18 protein-coding genes and 1 pseudogene are annotated in these 19,768 nt (G+C 63.3%); 7 read left to right on the top strand and 12 right to left on the bottom strand.

Features of this window, described 5'->3' with window-relative positions:
• Positions 1 to 128 precede the first annotated feature (128 nt).
• Positions 129 to 575, top strand: a complete 447-nt coding sequence (locus F3H57_RS21760) for a ribbon-helix-helix protein (protein ID WP_149758994.1) — start codon at positions 129 to 131, stop codon at positions 573 to 575.
• A 263-nt stretch (positions 576 to 838) separates the two neighbouring features.
• On the opposite strand, the gene F3H57_RS21755 is transcribed toward F3H57_RS21760, so the two are convergent.
• The 3 genes from F3H57_RS21755 to F3H57_RS21745 all read right to left on the bottom strand — a co-directional run bounded on the left by F3H57_RS21755 (position 839) and on the right by F3H57_RS21745 (position 4,311).
• Complete coding sequence (locus tag F3H57_RS21755) at positions 839 to 2,158, bottom strand: hypothetical protein (RefSeq protein ID WP_149758992.1); 1,320 nt, start codon at positions 2,156 to 2,158, stop codon at positions 839 to 841.
• Positions 2,159 to 2,335: 177 nt separating this feature from the next.
• Positions 2,336 to 3,043, bottom strand: a complete 708-nt coding sequence (locus F3H57_RS21750; RefSeq protein ID WP_149758990.1) for a hypothetical protein — start codon at positions 3,041 to 3,043, stop codon at positions 2,336 to 2,338.
• 305 nt (positions 3,044 to 3,348) lie between these two features.
• A complete protein-coding gene (locus F3H57_RS21745) occupies positions 3,349 to 4,311 on the bottom strand; it encodes a hypothetical protein (RefSeq protein WP_149758988.1) in 963 nt (320 codons plus the stop codon).
• A 273-nt stretch (positions 4,312 to 4,584) separates the two neighbouring features.
• Here F3H57_RS21745 and F3H57_RS21740 point away from each other — a divergent pair.
• A pseudogene (locus F3H57_RS21740) lies at positions 4,585 to 5,590 on the top strand (IS3 family transposase); the annotation flags it as partial.
• 20 nt (positions 5,591 to 5,610) lie between these two features.
• Here the strand turns inward: F3H57_RS21740 and F3H57_RS21735 are convergent.
• The 7 genes from F3H57_RS21735 to F3H57_RS21705 form a co-directional block, all read right to left on the bottom strand.
• Entirely contained in the window at positions 5,611 to 6,750 is a 1,140-nt protein-coding gene (locus F3H57_RS21735) for a mandelate racemase/muconate lactonizing enzyme family protein (protein WP_149758986.1), read from the bottom strand.
• A gap of 59 nt (positions 6,751 to 6,809) precedes the next feature.
• Entirely contained in the window at positions 6,810 to 7,769 is a 960-nt protein-coding gene (locus F3H57_RS21730) for an NAD(P)-dependent oxidoreductase (RefSeq protein WP_149758984.1), read from the bottom strand.
• Positions 7,759 to 8,691 carry a fumarylacetoacetate hydrolase family protein gene (locus F3H57_RS21725; protein WP_149758982.1) on the bottom strand — a complete coding sequence of 311 codons (933 nt, stop codon included), beginning with the start codon at positions 8,689 to 8,691 and terminating at the stop codon, positions 7,759 to 7,761. Before F3H57_RS21725 ends, F3H57_RS21730 begins: the two co-directional genes overlap by 11 nt.
• On the bottom strand, positions 8,691 to 9,830 hold the full coding sequence (locus F3H57_RS21720; protein ID WP_188129796.1) for a mandelate racemase/muconate lactonizing enzyme family protein: 1,140 nt from the start codon (positions 9,828 to 9,830) through the stop codon (positions 8,691 to 8,693). Before F3H57_RS21720 ends, F3H57_RS21725 begins: the two co-directional genes overlap by 1 nt.
• Positions 9,820 to 11,361 (bottom strand): tripartite tricarboxylate transporter permease, encoded by a 1,542-nt coding sequence (locus F3H57_RS21715; RefSeq protein WP_149758980.1) that lies wholly within the window; start codon positions 11,359 to 11,361, stop codon positions 9,820 to 9,822. The genes F3H57_RS21720 and F3H57_RS21715 overlap by 11 nt, the downstream gene beginning before the upstream one ends.
• 4 nt (positions 11,362 to 11,365) lie before the next feature.
• Positions 11,366 to 11,857 (bottom strand): tripartite tricarboxylate transporter TctB family protein, encoded by a 492-nt coding sequence (locus F3H57_RS21710; RefSeq protein WP_149758978.1) that lies wholly within the window; start codon positions 11,855 to 11,857, stop codon positions 11,366 to 11,368.
• A gap of 81 nt (positions 11,858 to 11,938) precedes the next feature.
• Positions 11,939 to 12,907 (bottom strand): Bug family tripartite tricarboxylate transporter substrate binding protein, encoded by a 969-nt coding sequence (locus tag F3H57_RS21705; protein WP_149758976.1) that lies wholly within the window; start codon positions 12,905 to 12,907, stop codon positions 11,939 to 11,941.
• Positions 12,908 to 13,014: 107 nt separating this feature from the next.
• Here F3H57_RS21705 and F3H57_RS21700 point away from each other — a divergent pair, with 107 nt between their 5' ends.
• The 3 genes from F3H57_RS21700 to F3H57_RS21690 all read left to right on the top strand — a co-directional run bounded on the left by F3H57_RS21700 (position 13,015) and on the right by F3H57_RS21690 (position 16,856).
• Positions 13,015 to 13,722, top strand: a complete 708-nt coding sequence (locus F3H57_RS21700; RefSeq protein ID WP_188129795.1) for a GntR family transcriptional regulator — start codon at positions 13,015 to 13,017, stop codon at positions 13,720 to 13,722.
• Positions 13,723 to 14,746: 1,024 nt separating this feature from the next.
• Positions 14,747 to 15,286, top strand: a complete 540-nt coding sequence (locus F3H57_RS21695) for a YajG family lipoprotein (protein ID WP_149758972.1) — start codon at positions 14,747 to 14,749, stop codon at positions 15,284 to 15,286.
• Positions 15,287 to 15,542: 256 nt separating this feature from the next.
• Positions 15,543 to 16,856, top strand: a complete 1,314-nt coding sequence (locus F3H57_RS21690; RefSeq protein WP_149758970.1) for a hypothetical protein — start codon at positions 15,543 to 15,545, stop codon at positions 16,854 to 16,856.
• A 353-nt stretch (positions 16,857 to 17,209) separates the two neighbouring features.
• On the opposite strand, the gene F3H57_RS21685 is transcribed toward F3H57_RS21690, so the two are convergent.
• Positions 17,210 to 18,187 carry a calcium/sodium antiporter gene (locus tag F3H57_RS21685; protein ID WP_149758968.1) on the bottom strand — a complete coding sequence of 326 codons (978 nt, stop codon included), beginning with the start codon at positions 18,185 to 18,187 and terminating at the stop codon, positions 17,210 to 17,212.
• A 185-nt stretch (positions 18,188 to 18,372) separates the two neighbouring features.
• On the opposite strand from F3H57_RS21685, the gene F3H57_RS21680 reads away from it, so the two are divergent.
• Complete coding sequence (locus F3H57_RS21680; RefSeq protein WP_188129794.1) at positions 18,373 to 19,248, top strand: mechanosensitive ion channel family protein; 876 nt, start codon at positions 18,373 to 18,375, stop codon at positions 19,246 to 19,248.
• Position 19,249: 1 nt separating this feature from the next.
• Positions 19,250 to 19,516, top strand: a complete 267-nt coding sequence (locus F3H57_RS21675) for a hypothetical protein (RefSeq protein ID WP_149758965.1) — start codon at positions 19,250 to 19,252, stop codon at positions 19,514 to 19,516.
• 62 nt (positions 19,517 to 19,578) lie between these two features.
• On the opposite strand, the gene F3H57_RS22695 is transcribed toward F3H57_RS21675, so the two are convergent.
• Positions 19,579 to 19,768 (bottom strand): hypothetical protein (locus F3H57_RS22695; RefSeq protein WP_223163196.1); only part of this gene is annotated, 190 nt, incomplete at its 5' end.

Genomic DNA, 19,768 nt, shown 5'->3' with positions numbered 1-19,768 from the left:
ACGACTGCCGACCGTTCTAGGACTTCCTGTCACCGCCCCTGCTGACCGGTCCACTGTCACACCGCATCAAGGACGCTCATGTCGCCTTCTATCATCGTCTCGTAACCCACTGAGACAACGAGGACCTGATGACCGACAGCCCCACCGCCCGCATGATCGCCGATGCCATCGAGGCCAGCGGCAAGAGCCAACGCGAGATCGCCAGCGAGATGGGCTACGAGCGCCCGAACGTGGTCTCGATGATGAAGAACGGCGATATGCGTATGCCACTCGAACGCATTCCCGCCTTCGCCGCCACCACTGGCGTCGATGTCGAGCTCTTGCTGAGGACCGCGATGATCGAGTACATGCCGGCGACCTGGGAGGTGGTGGCAGCGTCACGACGCCAGACAGGCGCGGAGCGAGCCTTTCCCGTGCAAGATGCGCAGCTCAACGTCCGCGGTCCGGCTCCCGAGATCGAGCGCTTCAAGCAGCTCTGCCAGGCAGAGCGTCGAACCTACTTCGACATGCTCGTGCAGCTCATGGACATCCGCGACGCGACCTTGAACAGGATCATCGACGAAGCCTGCCGATGAGGCGGGGCGACGTCGGTCGCCCCACGCTGTGCAGATATGCGTCAGGAGGCTCAGAATTCGCCCGTGGCTGCGTCTGTGCAATCTCGGGCGGCAAAGAGCCACCTCCGGTAGCAGCGGCGCTCTCACGAGAGATTACACTTGCATCCAGCGCGGGCAGGCGGTCGAAGGAAGACGCGCGGCAGTCAGTCATTGCAAACCTGATACTTAACGCGCCCTCACATTCCCCCTGCCCATCATCCAGGAACCATGAGAGTCTCGGCCTCCTAGTCCAGACGGGCCCAAGACCCTTCAGCCCTTCTCAGCGCGTCTGCGCACCGTTTGTTGAGATACGAGAACGCCTGCAGGCCGTCGTGATCATCGTTGGCCTCCCGCCTCCACTTCCGCTCGAACCTACGGCCTCGGACACGGCGATTCAGGTACGCCTCCCGTTCACGTGCTGCCAGAGCGGCCTGCCGAACAGCATAGACACCACCCCGCTGAAACCGCTCCAACTCGAAAGCCGAAACGACGCACCCCTGTGTTAGCCTCACCGTGGGCAACCAGAACTTGAACAACTCTTTTCGCAGCTTGCGCAAGCCGGCTCCGACATGGCTGCAATGAGTCAGACTGTGGCGACGCAGTGCGTCACCGCGGAGGGTGGCCTCGACACATGCCCGACGCTCTTGGTTGTCGAGGATCGTTTCCTTGCCGTGCTTCAGATCTTGCGTGTCCTTTATTCTGTGCATGACTTTGAACATGAGCGCGCAAGCCCTGTTTCCGAAGCAGGTCGTGCCGTTCACCGCGTGCTGATGGTAGTTCCACGGGTCAAGGCGCGTCTCGAACTCCAGTTGCTCGTGGTACTCGACGTCGCGGGCCTCCCGGATCATACGTGTGTGCGCCCGGCTCCATTCTGTTTGCTTCACCCCGTTCTGCGCCGACGGCTTCCACAGAAAGTGACCCACCCCAATGCCATCGTCATATACGCTCCTGGGCTGGCCCCCGGGGAAGTCCCACGTGTATGACGGGGGCAGGAAATGCCGGCTCAACAGTTCCGTCAGGGCCCAGCGTTCCTGTTCCGCTCGGGTCGGGTCCGCCTCGAAATAGGCACGGTCGGCGTTTGCCTGCAGGCTGACTTGAATCGCGTTGATCTCGCCCTCTGTCTCGACGATCGGGTGATCGTTCAGGCATTTAATCAGCGCCTTGATATGCCAGCGCATCGGTTTCTTCACATTGATAATCAGCTTCCCTTGGGCATCGCCGGACACTGTTGTACGAATATAAGATCGACTCCAAATGTACTTGGAAAGGTCAGCAGAGCTGACTTGTGTGCGGCTTTTCGCCTTGATCTCCATAAAGTCGACCCTGGCATTGAAAGAGTAGAGCGAAAGGTTGAGAAGAGGGGTCAGCGTCACGCGGTTTTCGAAGCGCCCCTGTCTCGGAGCATCGGTTATCGCGTATGTCGACGTAACATCGGGTTCCGCGAAGTAGTCCGGCTCATCCTGACTGCGCTGGACGCTACCCGGAAAGCGGATTCGGGGCCTCTGGAGCTGCGACGACGGGGTGAGCGTGGGCACTAGGAGCGGGGTGAACGCGGTGGTCATCATGTCGTGGTCCTTTCTCAGGGTTGGTGAGTAATACGTGCCCGTTGCGCAGCAGGCATGCTTTGCGCACAGGTAGGTCTGGCGTTTTTGGGGAGGTCCTGTGCCGGAATTATCCTCGGACACCGACAAGCCTGAAGCGATGCCTTTTCGCACGCGCGGCGACTGTCTTATCCCAGCATTTCACTCAGCTTGATGGCGGCGCGCTTCGTTCCAACGATGCCAGATGACCGGACGCATTTCGTCCGGACCAAGGAATGTTCTGAAAGCCATCCAGCGGAAAGACACACATCCTTTGGCTGTTGGCCACCAGCGCTCTTCCTGGGCGTCTTCGAATGCACCGGCCCAGACCCCGTCATCGCGAACGGTGGCAAAATAGTCTGCACCATCGACGAAGTGCTGCCCATGCTCAAACCCTTGAAGCACACGGCGCCCCTCCATATCCAGCTGGGCTCCGAAATCGTCCCCGAGCGAAACGGTGCCGCGCTCAACGAAGCGCTGAATGGCATGAGCCGAAAACGATGCCCGCACAGGGATAAATTCGTAGCCCGCTCTCCATGCCGTGACGAGGTAACGAGTGTAGTTCAGTGTTTCCTCTTTGAAGAGTCGACCCTCCGCGTCCATTCGTTGCCCACAAGCGCTCTTACGGTAGTCAATGACCAGCGTCCGATCGCTACGCTGCGCCACCGCCAGGACTCCGCTTCGCCGCCGAACCTGTTGGCACCAGCGCGCGAGACCTCGGCCTTTCCGAGGCATCTTACCCAGCGCGCTCTCCAGCGCCTGTTCGCAACATCCATCGCGATGCGCGGCATCCAAGACTTGCCGAGCATAGCCGCGGGCGAGTGACTTGCGCATACTCGCACGCTCCAGATTCAGGTTCATCTGGTTCATGAAGGGCTCCTTTCTCTAGACGTTCGGAGAGTTATGGCCTTGGACGAAGATCACTGCTGGTCGTGGGTGAGACTTCGACTGCAGCGCCAGCTTATTTGTGGCGTCGCTGGGTCGAACGGCCTGACAATTACTGAAATTACCAGTCCTTGCGGGGCCGTGGTGAGACAGCGAGCTTACAAGCTGTGATTATCTTGGAAGGGGTCTTGGCTGCCCTGGAAACATCGCGCCATAGAATGCCGGTGCGCAGCGGTCGTGCCATTGCGCGGCGTCGCTGTTTCCGATTTGTTGGTGATCTTCCCCTAGTGTCAGCTGCCGCTGTCGTGGGAGAGTTGCTTGAGCTCCTCGACAGGCAACCTTTTCCAATCCACACCGCGCACGCGGGTCCAGGACCCGCCAGCCGTTGGTCGGCGCCATTCCGGGACGTGCATTGACTGCAGTCGGTGCAGGGCCTGCCAGTAGTCCGCGAGGCGCTCTTCTCGTCCCTTCTCGTCGATCAGGTAGTTGCCGTCCCGTTTGACGCCGGGGTGAAAGATCGAGCCGTCCGGGGCCACCGGGACAAAGGCGACCTCACCCATGTCGACCTCGAGATCTGACGGAACGTCCTCGTCCTGCTGCTGACGCCATATGGACGACTTGAACCCGCGTTGATCTTGGAGCCATGCAAGCGCAACTTTCGCCTCGATCTGGTGCTGATTGCCCTGGATGGGCTTTCCTTTCGCACCCAAGTTGTTCTTCACGGTTTGCAACGCTTTGCCAGAGAGCAATGCAAGCTCATGGGCATTTATTTGCTCCCCCTGCTCAACTTTCCATCTAGCGATCGCCTTCTCGAGAATACGCACGAGATGCTGGTCCTGCAGATGCCAGAGCTCAACGGGTAGAAGCGACAAGTACTGCTTCGCCGCCTCGATCTGTCCACCGAGCAGCTCGGCGCGATGTTCATCAGACCGACATGAGGCCAGAACGATGCCGTAGTCTGCATAAGCACTCAGATCGTGCACCAACGTACCCAAGCGCGTTTCAGAGTAGATCCCGTTGTAGTCTTCCTCCAAGATCTCGCGCCAACTTCCCTCCCTTCTCGAGAAGCCGGCCTGCACCATGCTGTCGAAAGATCTCTCTGCAACATCTTCACCAAGCATGAGCGCAGAAAGCGTGAAGAGCCGCTCCAGCACCTGGATGAAACCATCCTCGAAAAAGTCCGCGCCCCCGAACGTTTCTTCGAACTCGCGGGCTCGCTCATGGAATTCCACTTTCGCGTCTTGTGATGACATCGTCGCTCCGCCTCGTCCGTTGCAGATCTTGGCTAACAAAGACTGGTGGTGTCGTCAAGCATAATTCAGTTCAAAGTACGTACTTCCTACTGAAACAATCTGCGATCCGCCCCTGCCATCATCCGGGGCGTCCTGCTCCGCACCCCAACACGAACAACGCCCGCGCCCCGTATCACTGCCCCAGACACAACATGAGACGAGGTTCAGCATGGCCGTCTGAACTGGCCCCCGTTTCGACAGGACACCTGGGCATAGTCATGGAGGCTTAGGCATATGCCTGAGCACGTGCTTATGTCTGAGATAAGATCATCACCGATGGCGGGCGTCGGCGCCGCTGGCCTGCCACGGAGAAGCTGCGGATCGTCGAGGAGACGTTGGAGGACGGCGCCAGCATCTCGGTCGTCGCGCGGCGGAATGGCGTGGCTCCGAACCTGCTGTATCGTTGGCGTCGTCTGATGCTGGATGGAGGAGCGGCGGCCGTGTCCGAGGATGAAGATGTGACCAGCAATCGCGCCGTTCGGCAGATGGAGGATCGCATCCGCGAGCTCGAGCGCCAGCTCGGTCGCAAGACGCTCGAGGTCGAGATCCTCAAGGAGGCGCTGGACAAGACGCGCTTAAAAGAACGGACGTGGCTCGTGCATTCGCGGCCGAAGGGCGGTTCCCGGTGAAGGTCGTTGCCGAGACCCTGGGCGTCGCCCGCTCGAACCTGCACGCCCGGATGAACGGGAGCGCGAAGCCGCGGCAGCGCTATCACAAAGCGCAAGACGCGGCGCTGCTGCCGTTGATCGAGGCGCTGGTGGCGGCACGGCCGACCTATGGCTACCGCCGCATCGCGGCGCTTCTGAACCGGCGACTGCGGGTGGGCGCGACGCCTGCAAACCACAAGGGCGTATATCGCATCATGCAGGCCATGGCCTGCTGCTGGCACGGACACATGCCGAGCGGCCCGAGCGCGTCCACGACGGAAAGGTCGTGGCGATACGCTCGAACCTCCGATGGTGCTCCGACGGGTTCGAGTTCACTCACTTGCTGGAACAAGGACATCATCCGCGGCGCGTTCATCATCGACGCGCACGACCGCGAGATCATCTCCTGGCGCACCGTGGCGGGCGCCGGCATCAGCGGGTCCGATGTCCGCGACATGATGCTGGAGGCCGTCGAGGCCCGGTTCGGAGGCTACCGCGCGCCGCATTCCGTCGACATGCTAAGCGACAATGGCTCGCCCTACACCGCGCACGACACACGCACCTTTGCGCGTCGACACCTCGGCTTAGCCCCTTTAAAGTGGTCCGTGGGGACTCAGACGTAGCAGGGCCCCTCGATCAACGGATGCGCGGCGATGAAGTCCTCATCGACCTCTACTCCGAGACCCGGACCATCCATAGGCGAAACGCAGCCATCAACGTCGACGTTGTAGGACAAGCCGCAAATCTCGTCGCGGAACGGGTTGTGGTGCGCCACGTCGCCCTCGAAGTAGCCTGGGTTATCCACCGCCGAAAGCATATGGATCGAGGCAACCATGTTGATTCCGGTCGCCGAGGTGTGCGGATTGAAACTCATCCGCCAGGCCGAGCACAGGGTGGCGATGCGGGCGCATTCGGTAATGCCCCCCGCCTTTGACAGGTCCGGCTGGGCGTAGCGTACAGCGCCGTCCTCAATCATCCGGGTGAACTCGAAGCGGGTGAAGTGGTTCTCGCCCGCAGCGAGCGGCACCCGGCCGTAGCCCATTGCCAGTTTGTAGTCGCGGTAATCCTGCGGGGGAAACGGCTCTTCCAACCAAGCGACGCCCAGCTCCTCATAGGCCGGCATCACTCGGCGCACGTCGTCGAGGCTGTAGCCAGTGTTGGCGTCGACCAGGATCTCGACGTCATCGCCCACCGCCTCGCGCACTGCCCGGACCCGCGCGATGTCGATGCCTGGCGACTCGCCGACCCGCAGCTTCAACGCGCGGTAACCCCGGGAGACGTAGCTCGCAGCCTCCTCGGCGAGGGACGCGGGCGCCTGCCAACCAAGAGAGATGCCCCCGGCATAAGCAGGCGTCGGGCGCTTGCCCCCCCCGAGAAGCCGGTAAATCGGCAGACCCGCCGCTTTGCCCCGGATGTCCCAGAGCGCAATATCGATGGCCGACAGCGCCATCGCCGCCGCTGCCCCCATGCCGTGGCTAGCAAGCTGCATCCGGTGAACCTTGCTCCAGACCCCGTTCGAATCGAGCGGGTCGGCGCCCAGCACCAGCTCCTGCATGGTGGTGTCGATGAGTTTGGCAATGGCGCCGGGGCAGCGCCCGTGATGCGCCTCACCCCAGCCGGTGATGCCCTCGTCGGTCGATACCCGGACGAGCACCGCATCCCGTTTGACGGCGCGGCCGATGCCGAGCCGGACGTTCTTGCCCTCGGGAACGCGGAACGAGACCGGGACGGCCGTGACTTCCGTAATACGCATGTGTTCTCGTACCTTCTGCGATCTGACGCGGCCGCGGGGCCGCGGAAATGGGGTGCAGCTCAGAGCCCGCGGATCTCGGGGTTGACGAAATGCTCCGGGTCCTGCCCGGTCAGGATGCGGCGCATCTCCTCTGCAGCGCCGACGCTCATGGCGCGCATGCTGGTGGAGGTGATCGCCGCCACGTGCGGAGAGAGCTGCAGGTTGGGAACGCTCAGCACCTCGGCATCTTCCGGCAGCGGATGCGTCTCGTGCACGTCGAGTGCGGCCCCCGCCAATCGCCCCTCGCGGAGAGCAGCGCAGAGCGCCAAGGTGTCCACGACCGGCCCGCGCGAAACGTTGATAAGCACCGCGCCGGGCTTCATCAGCCCCAATCGTCGAGCATCGACCATCCCGCGCGTTTCGTCGGTGAGCGCGCAGGACAGCAGCACCGCGTCCGCCTCGACGAAGAGCTGGTCGAGATCGGTCTCCTCCACCCCCTCCGGCATGCGCCCCTTCCGACGCGAAGACCCGAGAACCCGCATGCCGAAGCCGGCACCGGCGATGCGCGCGACATGCCGGCCGATGGAGCCGACCCCAACGATGCCCAGGGTGGTGGTTCCGATCTCAGCGGTGCCCGAGGCGGTGGCACGGCTGACGTCCCAGCCCTCAGACCGCAGCAGGGCGTCGAAGCTGGCCGCCGGGCGACGCAGGTTCAGCAGCGAGGCAAAGACGAATTCCGCCACCGAGGCTGTGTTGCTGCCCGGCAGATTGGCGACCGGGACCCCGTGCTCGGTGGCGCTGGCGACGGGGATGAAGTCGAGGCCGACGCCATGGCGAACCATGCCCCGCAGGCGTGGCGCGTGAGTCACGATGTCGTCGGGCAGCTGGGCACGGACGATGATCCCCGTGGCCCCCTGCGCGAGATCGCGCAGCGTGTCCGGCCTCGTGTCGGGGGCAACCACGATTTCACCCAGCCCGTCGAGAATGCGCATCCCGTCATCGTGGATCGGGTTGGTCAGAAGAATGACCTCATCTTGCATCGGTAGGGACCTCGTTCTGGACCGGGTTGCGGAGCTGGCCAAGTCCTTCGATGGCGGTGATCATCTCGCAATCGGGCTGCAGCCAAGTGGGCGGCGTCTGAACCGGCGCCACACCGGCGGGCGTGCCGGTGGCAATCACTGTGCCCGGTTCGAGCGCGACATCCCGGGACAGGTGGACGATCAGTTCGGCTACGCCGAAGAGGAGGTCGGACACGGTGCCGTCCTGCCGGATCGTGCCATCGACCGAGAGCGTCACGCGCTGCCCCTGCGTCGGGTCGAAGGTGTCGGCGGTGGCGAGCCAGGGCCCCATGGGGCCGAAGGTCGGGAAGTTCTTGCCGCGCTCAAACCCACCGTCCGCGCGAATGATCTCGCTCGCACTCACGTCGTTGAAGAGCGTGTAGCCCGCAACATGGGACAGGGCGTCCTCTGCGGTGACGGCCTCCGCGCGGCGGCCGATGACCGCCGCGAACTCGGCCTCGTAGGTGATGCCGCCCGCCCCGGCGGGCAGGATCACCGGCGCGTCCGGTCCCACGACGGTCGCGGGGGATTTCTCGAACAGCACAGGCGCGTCCGGCGGTGGCAACCCACGTTCACGCATCGCACAGACGTAGTTGTGGGCGGCGCCGATGATGCGCGGAGGGGCCGGTAATGGCGCCAGCAGGCGCACATTCTGCGTCGCCACGGGCCCGAGCACGCCCGCGCCGGGCCGCTCGGAGAAGCGGGCCGTCAGACGCTCGGCGATGGGGCCGAGCCCGGCGGTGATCATCGCCAACAGGTCGGGGGGCACATCGCCGAGACAATCCGCCAGGTCGGGATGCGCGAGGTCAGCCAGCAGGTCCGCCCCGCCCGGATCGGTGCCCGCGGGCAGAAGAAGCACCCCTGCCCGCTCGCGACCTCCTTCTTCGAAAGTCACGAAGCGCATCACGACACCCGGTATTTCTTGATAATCTCGCGGTCGATCTCGATGCCGAGGCCCGGCCCGCCCGGCACCGCAACAATACCCTGCTTCTGCACGATGGGCTCCGTGGCGAGAAAATCGCGGAACGGGTTCTCTTCCTGTTCGAACTCCAGCAGCACCGGCTGCGGCACGAGACAGGGCGGCTGGTCGGGCAGCGAGGCGAGGAAGTGGATGGTTGCCGCGAGGCCCACCGCCGACCCCCAGGCGTGCGGCACGCATTCCACCCCGTGCGCGCTGGCCATGGCCGCGATCTTCTTGGATTCCGTCAGCCCGCCCGCCGCGCAGACGTCGGGCTGCACGATGTCCATGGCCTTGCGCACGATCTTGTCGCGAAAGCCGAAGCGGGTGAAATCATTCTCGCCGCCGGCCACGGCCATGTCGAGCGCCCGTGTGACCTCGACATACCCATCCACGTCCTCGGGCGAGATCGGCTCCTCGAACCAGTCGATGTCCAGCTCCTGCAGCTTGCGCCCGATGCGGATGGCATTTGGCACGGAGTAGCAGTGGTTGGCGTCCACCATCAGTCGAATGTCGGTGCCGATGGCCTCGCGCACCGCTGCCACGCGGTCGATGTCCTTCTGCAGCGAGCCGAGGCCAATCTTCATCTTGATGGCCCGGAACCCCTCCGAGACGAATTTTTGCGCCTCTTCCACGGCCTCCTCGGTCACCCGATCCATGTCGATGAAGTAAAGCCCGGTGGCATAAGCCTCAACCTCGGTGCGGAAGGCGCCGCCAATGAGCTTGTGCACTGGCTTGCTGGTGGCCTTGCCGATGATGTCCCACAGCGCGATGTCGATACCGCTGATCGCGGCGATGGCCATGCCGGTCTGGCCGTAATCCTTGATGCGGTTGTAGAGATGTTCCCAGATCACCTCGACGTCGAAGGGATCGCGGCCGATAATCTGCCCGGCGAGCTGCGTCTCGATGAAGGCGCGGGCGACCGCGGAGGGGCCATAGCATTCCCCCCAGCCGACAATGCCGTCCTCGGTCTCAATCTCCACGAGGCAGGTGTTGCGCGTCTTGTAGAGCCATCCGCGCGACGACGTGAACGGACGTTCCACGGGGGCGCTCAGGTGGTGGCAGGTGACGGACTTAATCTTCATGATCTCTCCTTGGGTCGAGTGTTCGGGGCTCCGTCGCAGCGTCAGATGCACGACGACGGAACAAGCGGGTCAGGGACGGGCCAATCAGGATTGCGATGGCCAGCGTCACGAGCACGGCCGAGACGGGCCTCGTGAGGAAGGTCGTCCAGTCGCCGCCGCTGATGACGAGCGCCCGCCTGGTCTCGGATTCCAGCAGAGGGCCGAGGATTACCCCGATCACCATCGGGTAGACGGGGATCGCGCCCAGCGTGGCAATGAAACCGAAGATTCCGAGGCCAAGCATGATCACGACGTCAAACCAGCTGTTGGCGAGCGCGTAGGTCCCGACCACGGCCAGCACGAAGAGCGCCGGCGCCAGCAGGTGCTTGGGCACGTCGAGCACCCGGACGAAAAGCCGGAAGCCGATGGCGCCCACGATAATGATCGCCATGTTGGCCAGCAGTACCGCAGCGAGAATGTTCCAGACGATGTCACCGCTGGTCTCAAAGAGGCGTGGGCCAGGTTGCAACCCATGGATCATTAGCCCACCCAGCAGCATGGCGGTCACCGTGTCGCCGGGGATGCCGAGCGTCAGTAGCGGGATCAGCGCGCCGCCGGTGACGCCGTTATTGGCGCTTTCCGAAGCGACGACCCCCTCGGGCTCTCCCTTGCCGAAATTGGCTCGGTTCTTCGAAAAGCGTTTGGACTGGTCGTAGGCGATGAGCGCACCGACACTGCCGCCGAGGGCCGGGATGATGCCGGTCGCCACGCCGATCACCGCCGAGCGGATCATGTTGACCCCCTGCCCCATGAAGCTCCGTAGGCTCGGGAACATGCCCTTGAGAGATTTCGGCGCCTCGGCATGGGCCTCGCGCTGGAACAGCGTCATCATCAGTTCGGGGATCACCAGCAGGCCGATCAGAGCAGGCATGATCCCGATGCCCCGGGTTAGTTGCAGACTGTCGAAGGTCCAGCGCCCCTCGCCGGTGATCTGGTCGAAGCCGACAACAGACAGGCCGATGCCGATGATGGTGGCCAGCACGCCCTTGACCAGCGGCGCCGCGACCACCGACGAGATGATCGCCAGCCCGAGGAAGGCCACGGCGGCATATTCAGCCGAGCCCAGCTTGAGTGCGAGCCGCGCCAGCGCCGGGGCCAGGCTGACAAGGGCGACCCAGGCGACGAAGCCACCGACCACGGAGGCGACCAGCGCCCAGCCGTAGGCTTCGACCGCGCGGCCGTTCCGCGTCATCGGATAGCCGTCGATGGTGGTGACAACCGCCGAAGGCGTGCCGGGAATGTTGATGAGGATGGCCGGGATCGCCCCGCCCGCCATTGACCCGCAGTAGAGCGCGATCATCATGCTGATCGCCACGTCCGAATTCAGCGGGAAGGTCAGCGGGATGAACAGCGCCACGCCCATGGTCGCGGTCAGGCCCGGGGTCGCCCCGAAGACGAACCCCACCAGCACCCCCACGAGAATCAGCGCAAGCGACAGCGGGCTGGAAAATTCGTTGCCGAAAGCGACGGCAAGGTTGCTCAGGATTTCCATGGGATCACCGCAGCGGAACTTTGAGGACGGAAGTGAAGAGCGCCCACACGCAGATCGAGAACAGCAGACCTGTCAGAGCGATGACGCCGTAGCCCCTGGGATTGCGCGCCGCGGGCGGTGCGAGGATCGCGCTCACGATGGTGAAGAACACGAACGAGATCAGCGGGAATGGCAGCGGCCTCCAGGCGAAGACGTAGACCGCCAGCAGCGCCATGATGCCCCCGCCGACGAACACGACCTGCCGCAACGGCGCGACCTCTGGTTCGATCTCGGCGCCGGGCTGCCTACCGCGGCGCCATTTTAGCAGGTCCGAGACCAGCGAAAGCGTGGCCAGCAGCGCCACCATGACCACGACGAACTGCGGCAGGGTACCGGCCTGTAGCCCGCCCCTAGGGCCCAGCCCCGGCAGATCGAAGGCCGGCCCCGCAAGGACCACGGACAGGCCGATCAGAAACAGGCAGGTCATGATGCTGGAGCAGAGATTCAGGTTCGGCATGATGCTCGACCTCTTCTTGCCCGCGCCCTGGCACGGGGCCGGAGGCGCGGGACTCTGACAAAGTTTCGGGATTATGCGGGATCAGTCGGTGAAGACCTGCTCAGCCACTTCCGCGATGGCGCCAGAGACGCCCGCGACCTCTTCGTCCAGCTCTTCGCCCCGGATCGGGTCAATAATGAAGCCGTTCTTGTCAGCGAACTCGCGGAACTGGTCGCTGGTCAGCGCCGCCTCGAAAGCATCGGCAAGCGTCTCTTCGACTTCGGGATCGAGCCCGGCCGGCGCCTGGATATAGGCCATCTGCACGACCGGACCGTAAGGGAAGACGTCGACGCCTTCCTCGGCAAAGGTCGGCACCTCGGGCAACACGTCAAGCCGCTCGTCCGAGAAGGCTCCCAGCGCCTTGAGATCGCCGTTGCTGATCTGTTCGATGGTCTCCGAGGGCTTCAGCACACCTGCGGCGATCTGGTTCCCCATCAGCTCGGCGATCACCCGCGAGCCACCCGGGAAGGGTACATGGCGATAGTCGACGCCGGCGCCCTGCGCGGTCATCGCCGCGAATACGTGGTTGAGGTTGTTGGTGCCCGGCGTGCCGATGGTCACGTCGCCCGGATTTTCCTCCATGTGCTCGAGGAACTGCGCCAACGTGTCGAATTCGCTGCTGCCCGGAACCACGAGGATCAGCGGGTCGACCGAGACGCGGATGACATTGGTGAAGTCATCGTTGCTCAGCGGGGCCTTACCCTGCGCCATGATCGCAAGCGTCGAGCTGGTGCCGTTGCCGATGGTGTACCCGTCAGGCTGCGAGACCGCGACCTCCCCCATGCCGACAGCGCCGGTCCCGCCCGGCAGGTTCTCGATCACGACCGAGACGCCCTGCTCCTCCAGGATCGGTTGAAGGTAACGCGCCATGATGTCGTTGGAGCCGCCGGCGTTCCACGGGATCACCCAGCGCACCTCCTTCGACGGGTAGTCCTGCGCTACGACCGGGCCAGCCGCCAGCGCCGACGCGAGCGAGACCACGGCCACCCTGAGAATCGTCTTGTCCAACATGTTTCTCCTCCTTCGTGTTGTTCGTTATAACAAACATGTTGCATAGAGTTTGTCAAATCTCACAACAGCCCCTATACTCGCGATCTCCTGACCCCGAGAAGGTGACAATGGCCAAGCCTTTCGAGAAGCTCGAACATGCTCCGCTCTGGATGCGGGTCCGACACCAAATAAAGCAGGCCCTCCTAGCGGGGCGGTTCGAGCCGGGCGAGACACTGACCCTGCGCTCACTGTCCGAGATGTTCGGCATTTCGGTTACGCCGGTGCGTGACGCGTTGACCCACCTCGTAGCGCAGGGCATTCTCGAGGCAGGGCCGCGTAACGCCGCCGTGGTCCCCGACGTTTCCGCCGATCAGTTGCGCGAGATCCTCCTGGTACGCACAGAGCTCGAGGGGCGCGCCGCCCGCGATGCAGCTACGCGGGCCAGCCCCGAGATGGTCGCGCGAGTGCGCACCCAGCTCGACATCATGCGCCGCCTGATCCGCGACCGCGACTTTGGCACCTATCTCGACGAGCACCGCAAGTTCCATTTCATGATCTACAGCATCGCGGGCGTGTCGTTGCTCAACGAGCTGATCGAGAACCTGTGGCTGCGCACCGGCCCAATCCTGACCTACGTGATTCCAGATTACGTCACCTCTCTCCGCGGCTCCGACCATCACGCGCGCATTGTCGAGGCCATCGCCGCCGGTGACGCAGACACCGCCGGAGCCGAGATCGTCGCAGACATTGAGGAAGCGGCAAGCTACCTGCTCACCTGCGCCGACACCGACGGCCGCATCCGCCGTCCGCGCAGTTTGGAAGCGGATCAGCGCTAGCAGGCTCCTACAGTAGTTGGGCTGAAAGGACGTTGTTCCGGTGTGAACGGCTTAGCTGGGAACGGCGGTGAGAAAGTCGGCCCCTCTGCGCTCCCGAACGTCAACGCCATCAACGCCTGCGGGGAGACCCGGCGCGAGACCGTCGGTGTGGTCGCGTGGACAATCCCGTACTCGGGCAGTATTCACCGTGACTCATCGGCGCCGTTCGCTGCACCAGCAGTCGGTCCCGCATCCGGTGCAGCGATGTCAGGTCCAGCTACTTTACCGCATTCACATTCACGAACCACATCGACGGGCGACATGCCCCGTCGCAGCTCGTCGCAGCATGAACCGCGTCATTCGTCGCGCCGCTCAAGAAGAGCGAGCTTTTTAGCCGCATATTGCATCCCAATGGAGCGAAGACCTGCCCCCAGTGATGCGCCGTCGCTCAGGTCTCCATCGCGACGTTCCGCAGGGCGAGCCGCTTGCGCGTCGCTATCAGCTTTCCGGGGCCACCTTTGCGCGACAGCATCGCACCCTACGGGTGGAAAGATTGCTTGCCTAAGTCGAGCGCCAACATGTCCATGGCTCATCTCCTATCCATATCATCACGCCTGCGAGCGCGGCGTGGCGTGGCGTGGCGTGGGAGACTTCTATCCCCTGGTAATCTCGCAACCGATCAAGGCTGTCGAAAACCGAGGTCATTTACCGCCGCAGCCCTTGGGCGCAATTTCGAGGATGTAAAAGATTTGCCCGAAATGGGTCGAGTGGTTCAACTCTTTCCACCACCTCGCAGACATCGGGAGCACTCCACCCGCAGAAGCCGAAGGGAAATATTACGTGGCCTTGGAAGCCGATACCGACGCCACGCGAATAGCGAAAACCAGCCGCCGGCAGGCCCGGCGCGGTTCAAAGCCCGCGCAGCCGGTTGCATGCAGTCACACGACTTAGCGATGGTTTTGCTCTTCACAAGCGATCCCTATTTGAACTACTTTCATCGAGAAGCTAACCAAAATAGCTTCCTAAAAATGAATATGAGGGACTAATGCGACTGAAGATTGCCGGCGCGCTTTCTGCGCTCACACTTATGCTATCAGCGTGTGACACATATACGTCGCAGCAGTATCAAACCAGCCCACAAAACGTCATCGAACTCCAACAACTCTCAGCTAGCGGTGCTCGCGCGTCCGTCGGTCAAGTTAATCTAGCCGAAAACGTGGAAGCGCGCCCTCAGTGCCGATTGGCCGGCCCGCTCGATTTGGGAGGCGGCAATAACGTCGCGGATACAATCAAACAGGCCATACAAGCCGAGTTCTTGGGTGGCGGGTTATTCAGCCCGAATGCCAAGCCAATCAATATCACGGTCACTCAACTGAAACCCGATAGCTTCGCCGGAAACTGGCAGATAAACTTCTTGGTGTCGTCGCAGTCCGGGAGGAGTTTCAAAGTTAACTCCACTACAGAGTTTAGTACGAGCTTTACTGCAGTATCAGCGTGTAATAACGCGGCAACTGCTTTCAATCGCGCCTTGGGAGAGGCCATAAATGCTATGGTTTCTAATCCAAACTTCCGGGCATTGATCTAAGCAGAGCCTGCTTGCGGCAAGCGTGGCCTCGCCGCAAGCAGGCTTTGAACCGTCTTCCCCGAAGCGAGGCGTCCTAACATGTGCTTGTGCCCGCCCGTCGTAGCGGGAGGGGCTGACGTGCGACAGGAACTGTGTGCCTGGAGGAGAAACCCGGACCACGACGCAGGCAGAAAGTCCAGTGTTCAGACTTCCATTAAAAAATCCGAATGGTTATCTGTCGCCTGGATACCGGCGCGCAGGAACGGGGTCGCATTACATGGATGAAGATTTCGCGACCGCGCGTTTCGAGCGCGGTGGCCCCCGGCGTCTGTCACGTGTCGCGCCGAAGTACCGCAAGGACGGTTATGCCGAGGCATTCGACGATCAGACGCTCTGGCTGGACGCCATTAGGCATGACGGCATCGTCACGCTGGTTTGTCCGCGACTGAACAATCTCGCTTCGGCCGTGCGCCAGGGAACATTCTATCTGGACGGCGTCGTTGCGAAGGCAAGCGTGCGCACGTTCTACCGCCATAGCCTCGTTCGATTGAAGAGCCCCGTCCAGCCGGCCCGCGTTACGTTCGCATCGGGGACCTCCCGCCTCGAGACGATTGTTCATCCCGCTGAGCCGGAGCGCTTCAGGGGCCGGAACGTGATCGTCACCGTGTCGAAGGACAACGACCTCGTCTGGATCGAGGACTTCGCGCGTTTCCATGCGCAGACGCAGGGCGCAGAGGCCATCGTCCTGGTCGACAACGGATCGACCCTGTATGAGCCTGGCGACATCGCGCGCGTCCTCGAACGCACCGGACTGGATGCTCTGGTTCTGAGCACGAGCCTGCCGTTCGGTCCCCGCGGTCGCAGGCCCTACGGGAATACCGAGCTGTTCTTGCAGACATGCGCCCTCAACGCCGTGCGCCTGCGCTTCCTGCAACAGGCCCGCGCGGTTCTGTGCTGCGACATCGACGAGCTGGTGCTCGGCCGGACGTCGACCTCCGTCTTCGATGCGACCTGGCATAGCCGGTTCGGTCTGACCCGCTTTGGCGGCGAGTGGCGCTATGCACAGCAACCAGCGCATGGCCCCGTCGTGCGGCATGACGACCATCGGTTCCTCGTTGCGAACAAGAGGCCCTGCCCCGCGAAGTGGTGCGTGCGACCGAGCGGGCCGCTGGGTGATCTGCAATGGCGACCTCACATCCTCGACGGGTTCGTATTCAACTGGGCGTTCCGCTCGAAAGAGTTCACCTACCACCACTGCCGGCAAATCACGACCGGCTGGAAACGGGAGTCCGTGATGCCGGAAGCCGCGCGGCTCGTCCCTTCGAAAACCGCGTGGCAGATCGCCACCGACACGGCACGCGAGGCGCCGGGACGCCAGGTACCGCGTCGGGCCGAGCGCACCTCCGGAACGATGCAGGCGGTCCGTCGCGTCTGCGTCGGCTCTTCCCGGCGCTTTTTCGGTCTGCGTCCCGCGCTCCAGGCCGCCAGCCTTGCCCTGGCCGCATTCCTGGGACTTGCCGCCGAGGAAGCGATAGACAACGACCCGGTGAGCCAGGAATTCGCCTATCTGATGCAGGGGTTCTACGACTAAATCCGAGCGTCGAGCTATCATCCGTCGGCCGCAGCGCGTGCACCTGGTGGGCCGCAAGATCCCGTCGCGAGGTGTGGTATCGGTCATCGACCAGGCGACCTTGCCGTTGAGGCCGCAGGCGCATTAGAACCGGGGCACGTGCATCGCGCCGGCAGGTCGGCCGTTCTCGAGGGCGGTCAGACCCACACTATCGGCCCTTTGCCGATCTTCCGCCTCGGACCAGGATGCTGCAGCGCGGCCCGTCGAAGCCACCGTTCGCCGCGCTTGCGAACCCCGGCGACAGTGGGATGTCAGCTGTGCGCACAGACCTGTCGTTCCCGATCCGGCAACTGAAACAGCGTTCCAGACCTCCGTCAGGGCCAGAGCACGTAGAGGTAGGCGAGATACGCTGCCAAGAACACGGCGCCCTCGCCGCGCGAGATCCGCCGCCCCGTTGCGGCGAAAATGACCAGAAGGAGCGAGGCCGCGACCATCAGGAGGTTGTCGAAGGTCACGATCTCCTGCGGCACGCGCGCTGGCGCGATCAGCACGGTCGTGCCGCCTATCCCGAGGATATTGTATATGTTGGACCCGACGATATTGCCGAAGGCGAGGTCGCTCTGTCGTTTGAACGCGGCCAGCACCGACGTGACGAGTTCCGGCATGGAGGTTCCGACCGCGACGATGGTCAGCCCGATCACGGTTTCCGGAATCCCGAAGGATTGGGCCAGGGCGACCGCGCCACCGACGAGGAAACGCCCGCCGAGGACGACAAGGACGAGACCTCCGACCGCCAAGAGGAGGGGGGCGACCAGCCCGCCCCGGCCGCCGGTTCCCGGCGTTGCGGCCGGATCTGCGGCTTCGAGAGCCGCTGCCTTGTCGTAGACGGCGCCATGCTCGGCCGAGACGTTCTCCTGCCGAAACGCCAGGTAGATGTAGACCCCGAGGGCGGCGACGAAGACCAGGCCGATCAACCGTCCGAAGGGCATCAGGAACGACAGCGCGGCGAAGGTGACCGCCACGCCCAGCATCACCATCGCGTCTCGGGACAGGGCCGAGGACGAGACGGTGATGGGAAAGAGCATCGCAGAGATGCCCAGGATCAGGAGGATATTGGCGATGTTCGAGCCGACGATGTTGCCAAACGCGATGCCCGGAGATCCTGCGAGCGCGGCCTGAACGGAGGTCACCAGCTCGGGCGTGGAAGTGCCGAACCCGACCAGGGTGAGACCGATGACGAGGGGAGAGACCCCCAGACGCTCCGCGACTCGGACGGCACCACGCACCAACAGATCCCCGCCTGCAACGAGGAGCACGAGCCCGCCAATCAAGGGTAACCATACGTCCAGCATCTATTTATCCCTCTCTGGTCATCGTATCGGGTTCCGCATCGCGCCCCGGACGGGCCGATCCACGCCGGATGCAATTGCCCGCCCCACACCGTAGTGCGGTATATCGAGCGGTCACGGCACCACAGGGACCGATCGCGGCGCCCGGAGCCCTTGCCGTGCGCCCTTGTGTGGCACAGGTTCGGCCCATGTTCGACGATCTCCGGTTGCTGTTCTCCTTCGATCTTGTGCGTCTGGCGCAACTGGATCTGCTTTCCTCGCTCCTTCTTCTGCTGCTGCTATGGATCGCACGCCGGATGGTGGTGCGGTCGATCCGCGCCCGGTCCGATCTCGCCCCCCATGACCAGCGGCGCCTGATCACCTCCAGCCGCAACGTCTTCCTGATCCTGGTGCTAGTCGGGCTGGTGTTCATCTGGGCCCCACAGTTGCGTACCTTCGCGCTGTCATTGACCGCGGTGGCAGTGGCTATCGTCGTGGCGACGAAGGAGTTGATCCTCTGTCTCTCCGGGGCGGTGCTGCTGGCGACCACGCGCGCCTTCGCCGTTGGCGACTGGATCGAGGTTGGTGAGAACAGGGGCGAGGTCACCGATCACACCGTCCTGGCGACAACGCTTCAGGAGTTCGGGACGGGGCCCCATGCCTACACACCGACGGGCAGCACGATCACCGTGCCGAACAGCTTGCTGCTGACCGCCACCGTTCGGAACCTGACCGCGCTGCGCGATTACACCTATCACCGGTTCGCGGTGACGATCGATCCGGTCCCGCCCCTCGAGCGGACGCAAAACCTAGTCTCAGAGATCGTGCAGAGACACTACGCGCCGTTCCGCGAGGAAGCTATACGGGCCAATGCCGCGATCGAACGGCGAACTCATACAGATCTCCCAGATCCGGCTCCCGTCGTCCGGTTCCGCACCTCCGACCTGGGAAAACTGAGAGCCGAGATCACCTTTTTCTGCCCGTCCCGTGAGGCCGAACGGCTGGAGAGCGAAATCACGCTCGAACTGCTCGCAGGACTTCAGGCGGATACCGTGCCCGCGCCGTCCTCAACCGAGGCAGACTGACATGCCGACCCTGTTCATCCTGCTCGACCTGGCCGCGATCCTGAGCTCCCTCGTCGCTGCTGGCCTCTGGTACCAAGCGGGAGCGCGAACCATACGACGCGTCTCCCGCTTCGAGACGCTGAACCACGCCGACCTCAATCGGATGGTCGTGGCGATGAATCGCAGCGCGATCCTCAACCGCCGCGCGGCCCTCGCCTCCGCCGCGGCCGCGATCTGTTTCGCGCTCCGTTTCACGGCCGTGCTCGTCGCGGACGTGCCAGCCGGCTGAGGGAAGAAACGGGCTCGAAGCCGACATGCGGCGGTGCAGCGGCTTGGCGCCCGGTTGCCACATCAACCTCTGTCGCTCACGGCCGATTGTGTTGAAAAACTCGGGCGGCTCCAACACAGCACGAAATTCCAGAACGCCTGTTCTAGCTTGGGGCTAAAATGCCGCGTCAGAGAGGGAGATCTGACTTTCACCAGAACGAAATTCTGGTCGGAGCCCGGTGATTGCCCGGTTGGGGAGTTTTTCAACACCATC

Source organism: Roseivivax sediminis (assembly GCF_900112685.1).
GTDB classification, from domain to species: Bacteria; Pseudomonadota; Alphaproteobacteria; order Rhodobacterales; family Rhodobacteraceae; genus Roseivivax; species Roseivivax sediminis.
Note: the sequence above shows the minus strand (reverse complement) of the source record. Positions and strands in the feature narration are given on the sequence as shown.

Coding starts and splice junctions, on each gene's coding strand:
- F3H57_RS21760 (WP_149758994.1), top strand. CDS start 129: ATGACCGACAGCCCCACCGCCCGCATGATCGCCGATGCCATCGAGGCC.
- F3H57_RS21755 (WP_149758992.1), bottom strand. CDS start 2,158: ATGATGACCACCGCGTTCACCCCGCTCCTAGTGCCCACGCTCACCCCG.
- F3H57_RS21750 (WP_149758990.1), bottom strand. CDS start 3,043: ATGAACCAGATGAACCTGAATCTGGAGCGTGCGAGTATGCGCAAGTCA.
- F3H57_RS21745 (WP_149758988.1), bottom strand. CDS start 4,311: ATGTCATCACAAGACGCGAAAGTGGAATTCCATGAGCGAGCCCGCGAG.
- F3H57_RS21735 (WP_149758986.1), bottom strand. CDS start 6,750: ATGCGTATTACGGAAGTCACGGCCGTCCCGGTCTCGTTCCGCGTTCCC.
- F3H57_RS21730 (WP_149758984.1), bottom strand. CDS start 7,769: ATGCAAGATGAGGTCATTCTTCTGACCAACCCGATCCACGATGACGGG.
- F3H57_RS21725 (WP_149758982.1), bottom strand. CDS start 8,691: ATGCGCTTCGTGACTTTCGAAGAAGGAGGTCGCGAGCGGGCAGGGGTG.
- F3H57_RS21720 (WP_188129796.1), bottom strand. CDS start 9,830: ATGAAGATTAAGTCCGTCACCTGCCACCACCTGAGCGCCCCCGTGGAA.
- F3H57_RS21715 (WP_149758980.1), bottom strand. CDS start 11,361: ATGGAAATCCTGAGCAACCTTGCCGTCGCTTTCGGCAACGAATTTTCC.
- F3H57_RS21710 (WP_149758978.1), bottom strand. CDS start 11,857: ATGCCGAACCTGAATCTCTGCTCCAGCATCATGACCTGCCTGTTTCTG.
- F3H57_RS21705 (WP_149758976.1), bottom strand. CDS start 12,907: ATGTTGGACAAGACGATTCTCAGGGTGGCCGTGGTCTCGCTCGCGTCG.
- F3H57_RS21700 (WP_188129795.1), top strand. CDS start 13,015: ATGGCCAAGCCTTTCGAGAAGCTCGAACATGCTCCGCTCTGGATGCGG.
- F3H57_RS21695 (WP_149758972.1), top strand. CDS start 14,747: ATGCGACTGAAGATTGCCGGCGCGCTTTCTGCGCTCACACTTATGCTA.
- F3H57_RS21690 (WP_149758970.1), top strand. CDS start 15,543: ATGGATGAAGATTTCGCGACCGCGCGTTTCGAGCGCGGTGGCCCCCGG.
- F3H57_RS21685 (WP_149758968.1), bottom strand. CDS start 18,187: ATGCTGGACGTATGGTTACCCTTGATTGGCGGGCTCGTGCTCCTCGTT.
- F3H57_RS21680 (WP_188129794.1), top strand. CDS start 18,373: ATGTTCGACGATCTCCGGTTGCTGTTCTCCTTCGATCTTGTGCGTCTG.
- F3H57_RS21675 (WP_149758965.1), top strand. CDS start 19,250: ATGCCGACCCTGTTCATCCTGCTCGACCTGGCCGCGATCCTGAGCTCC.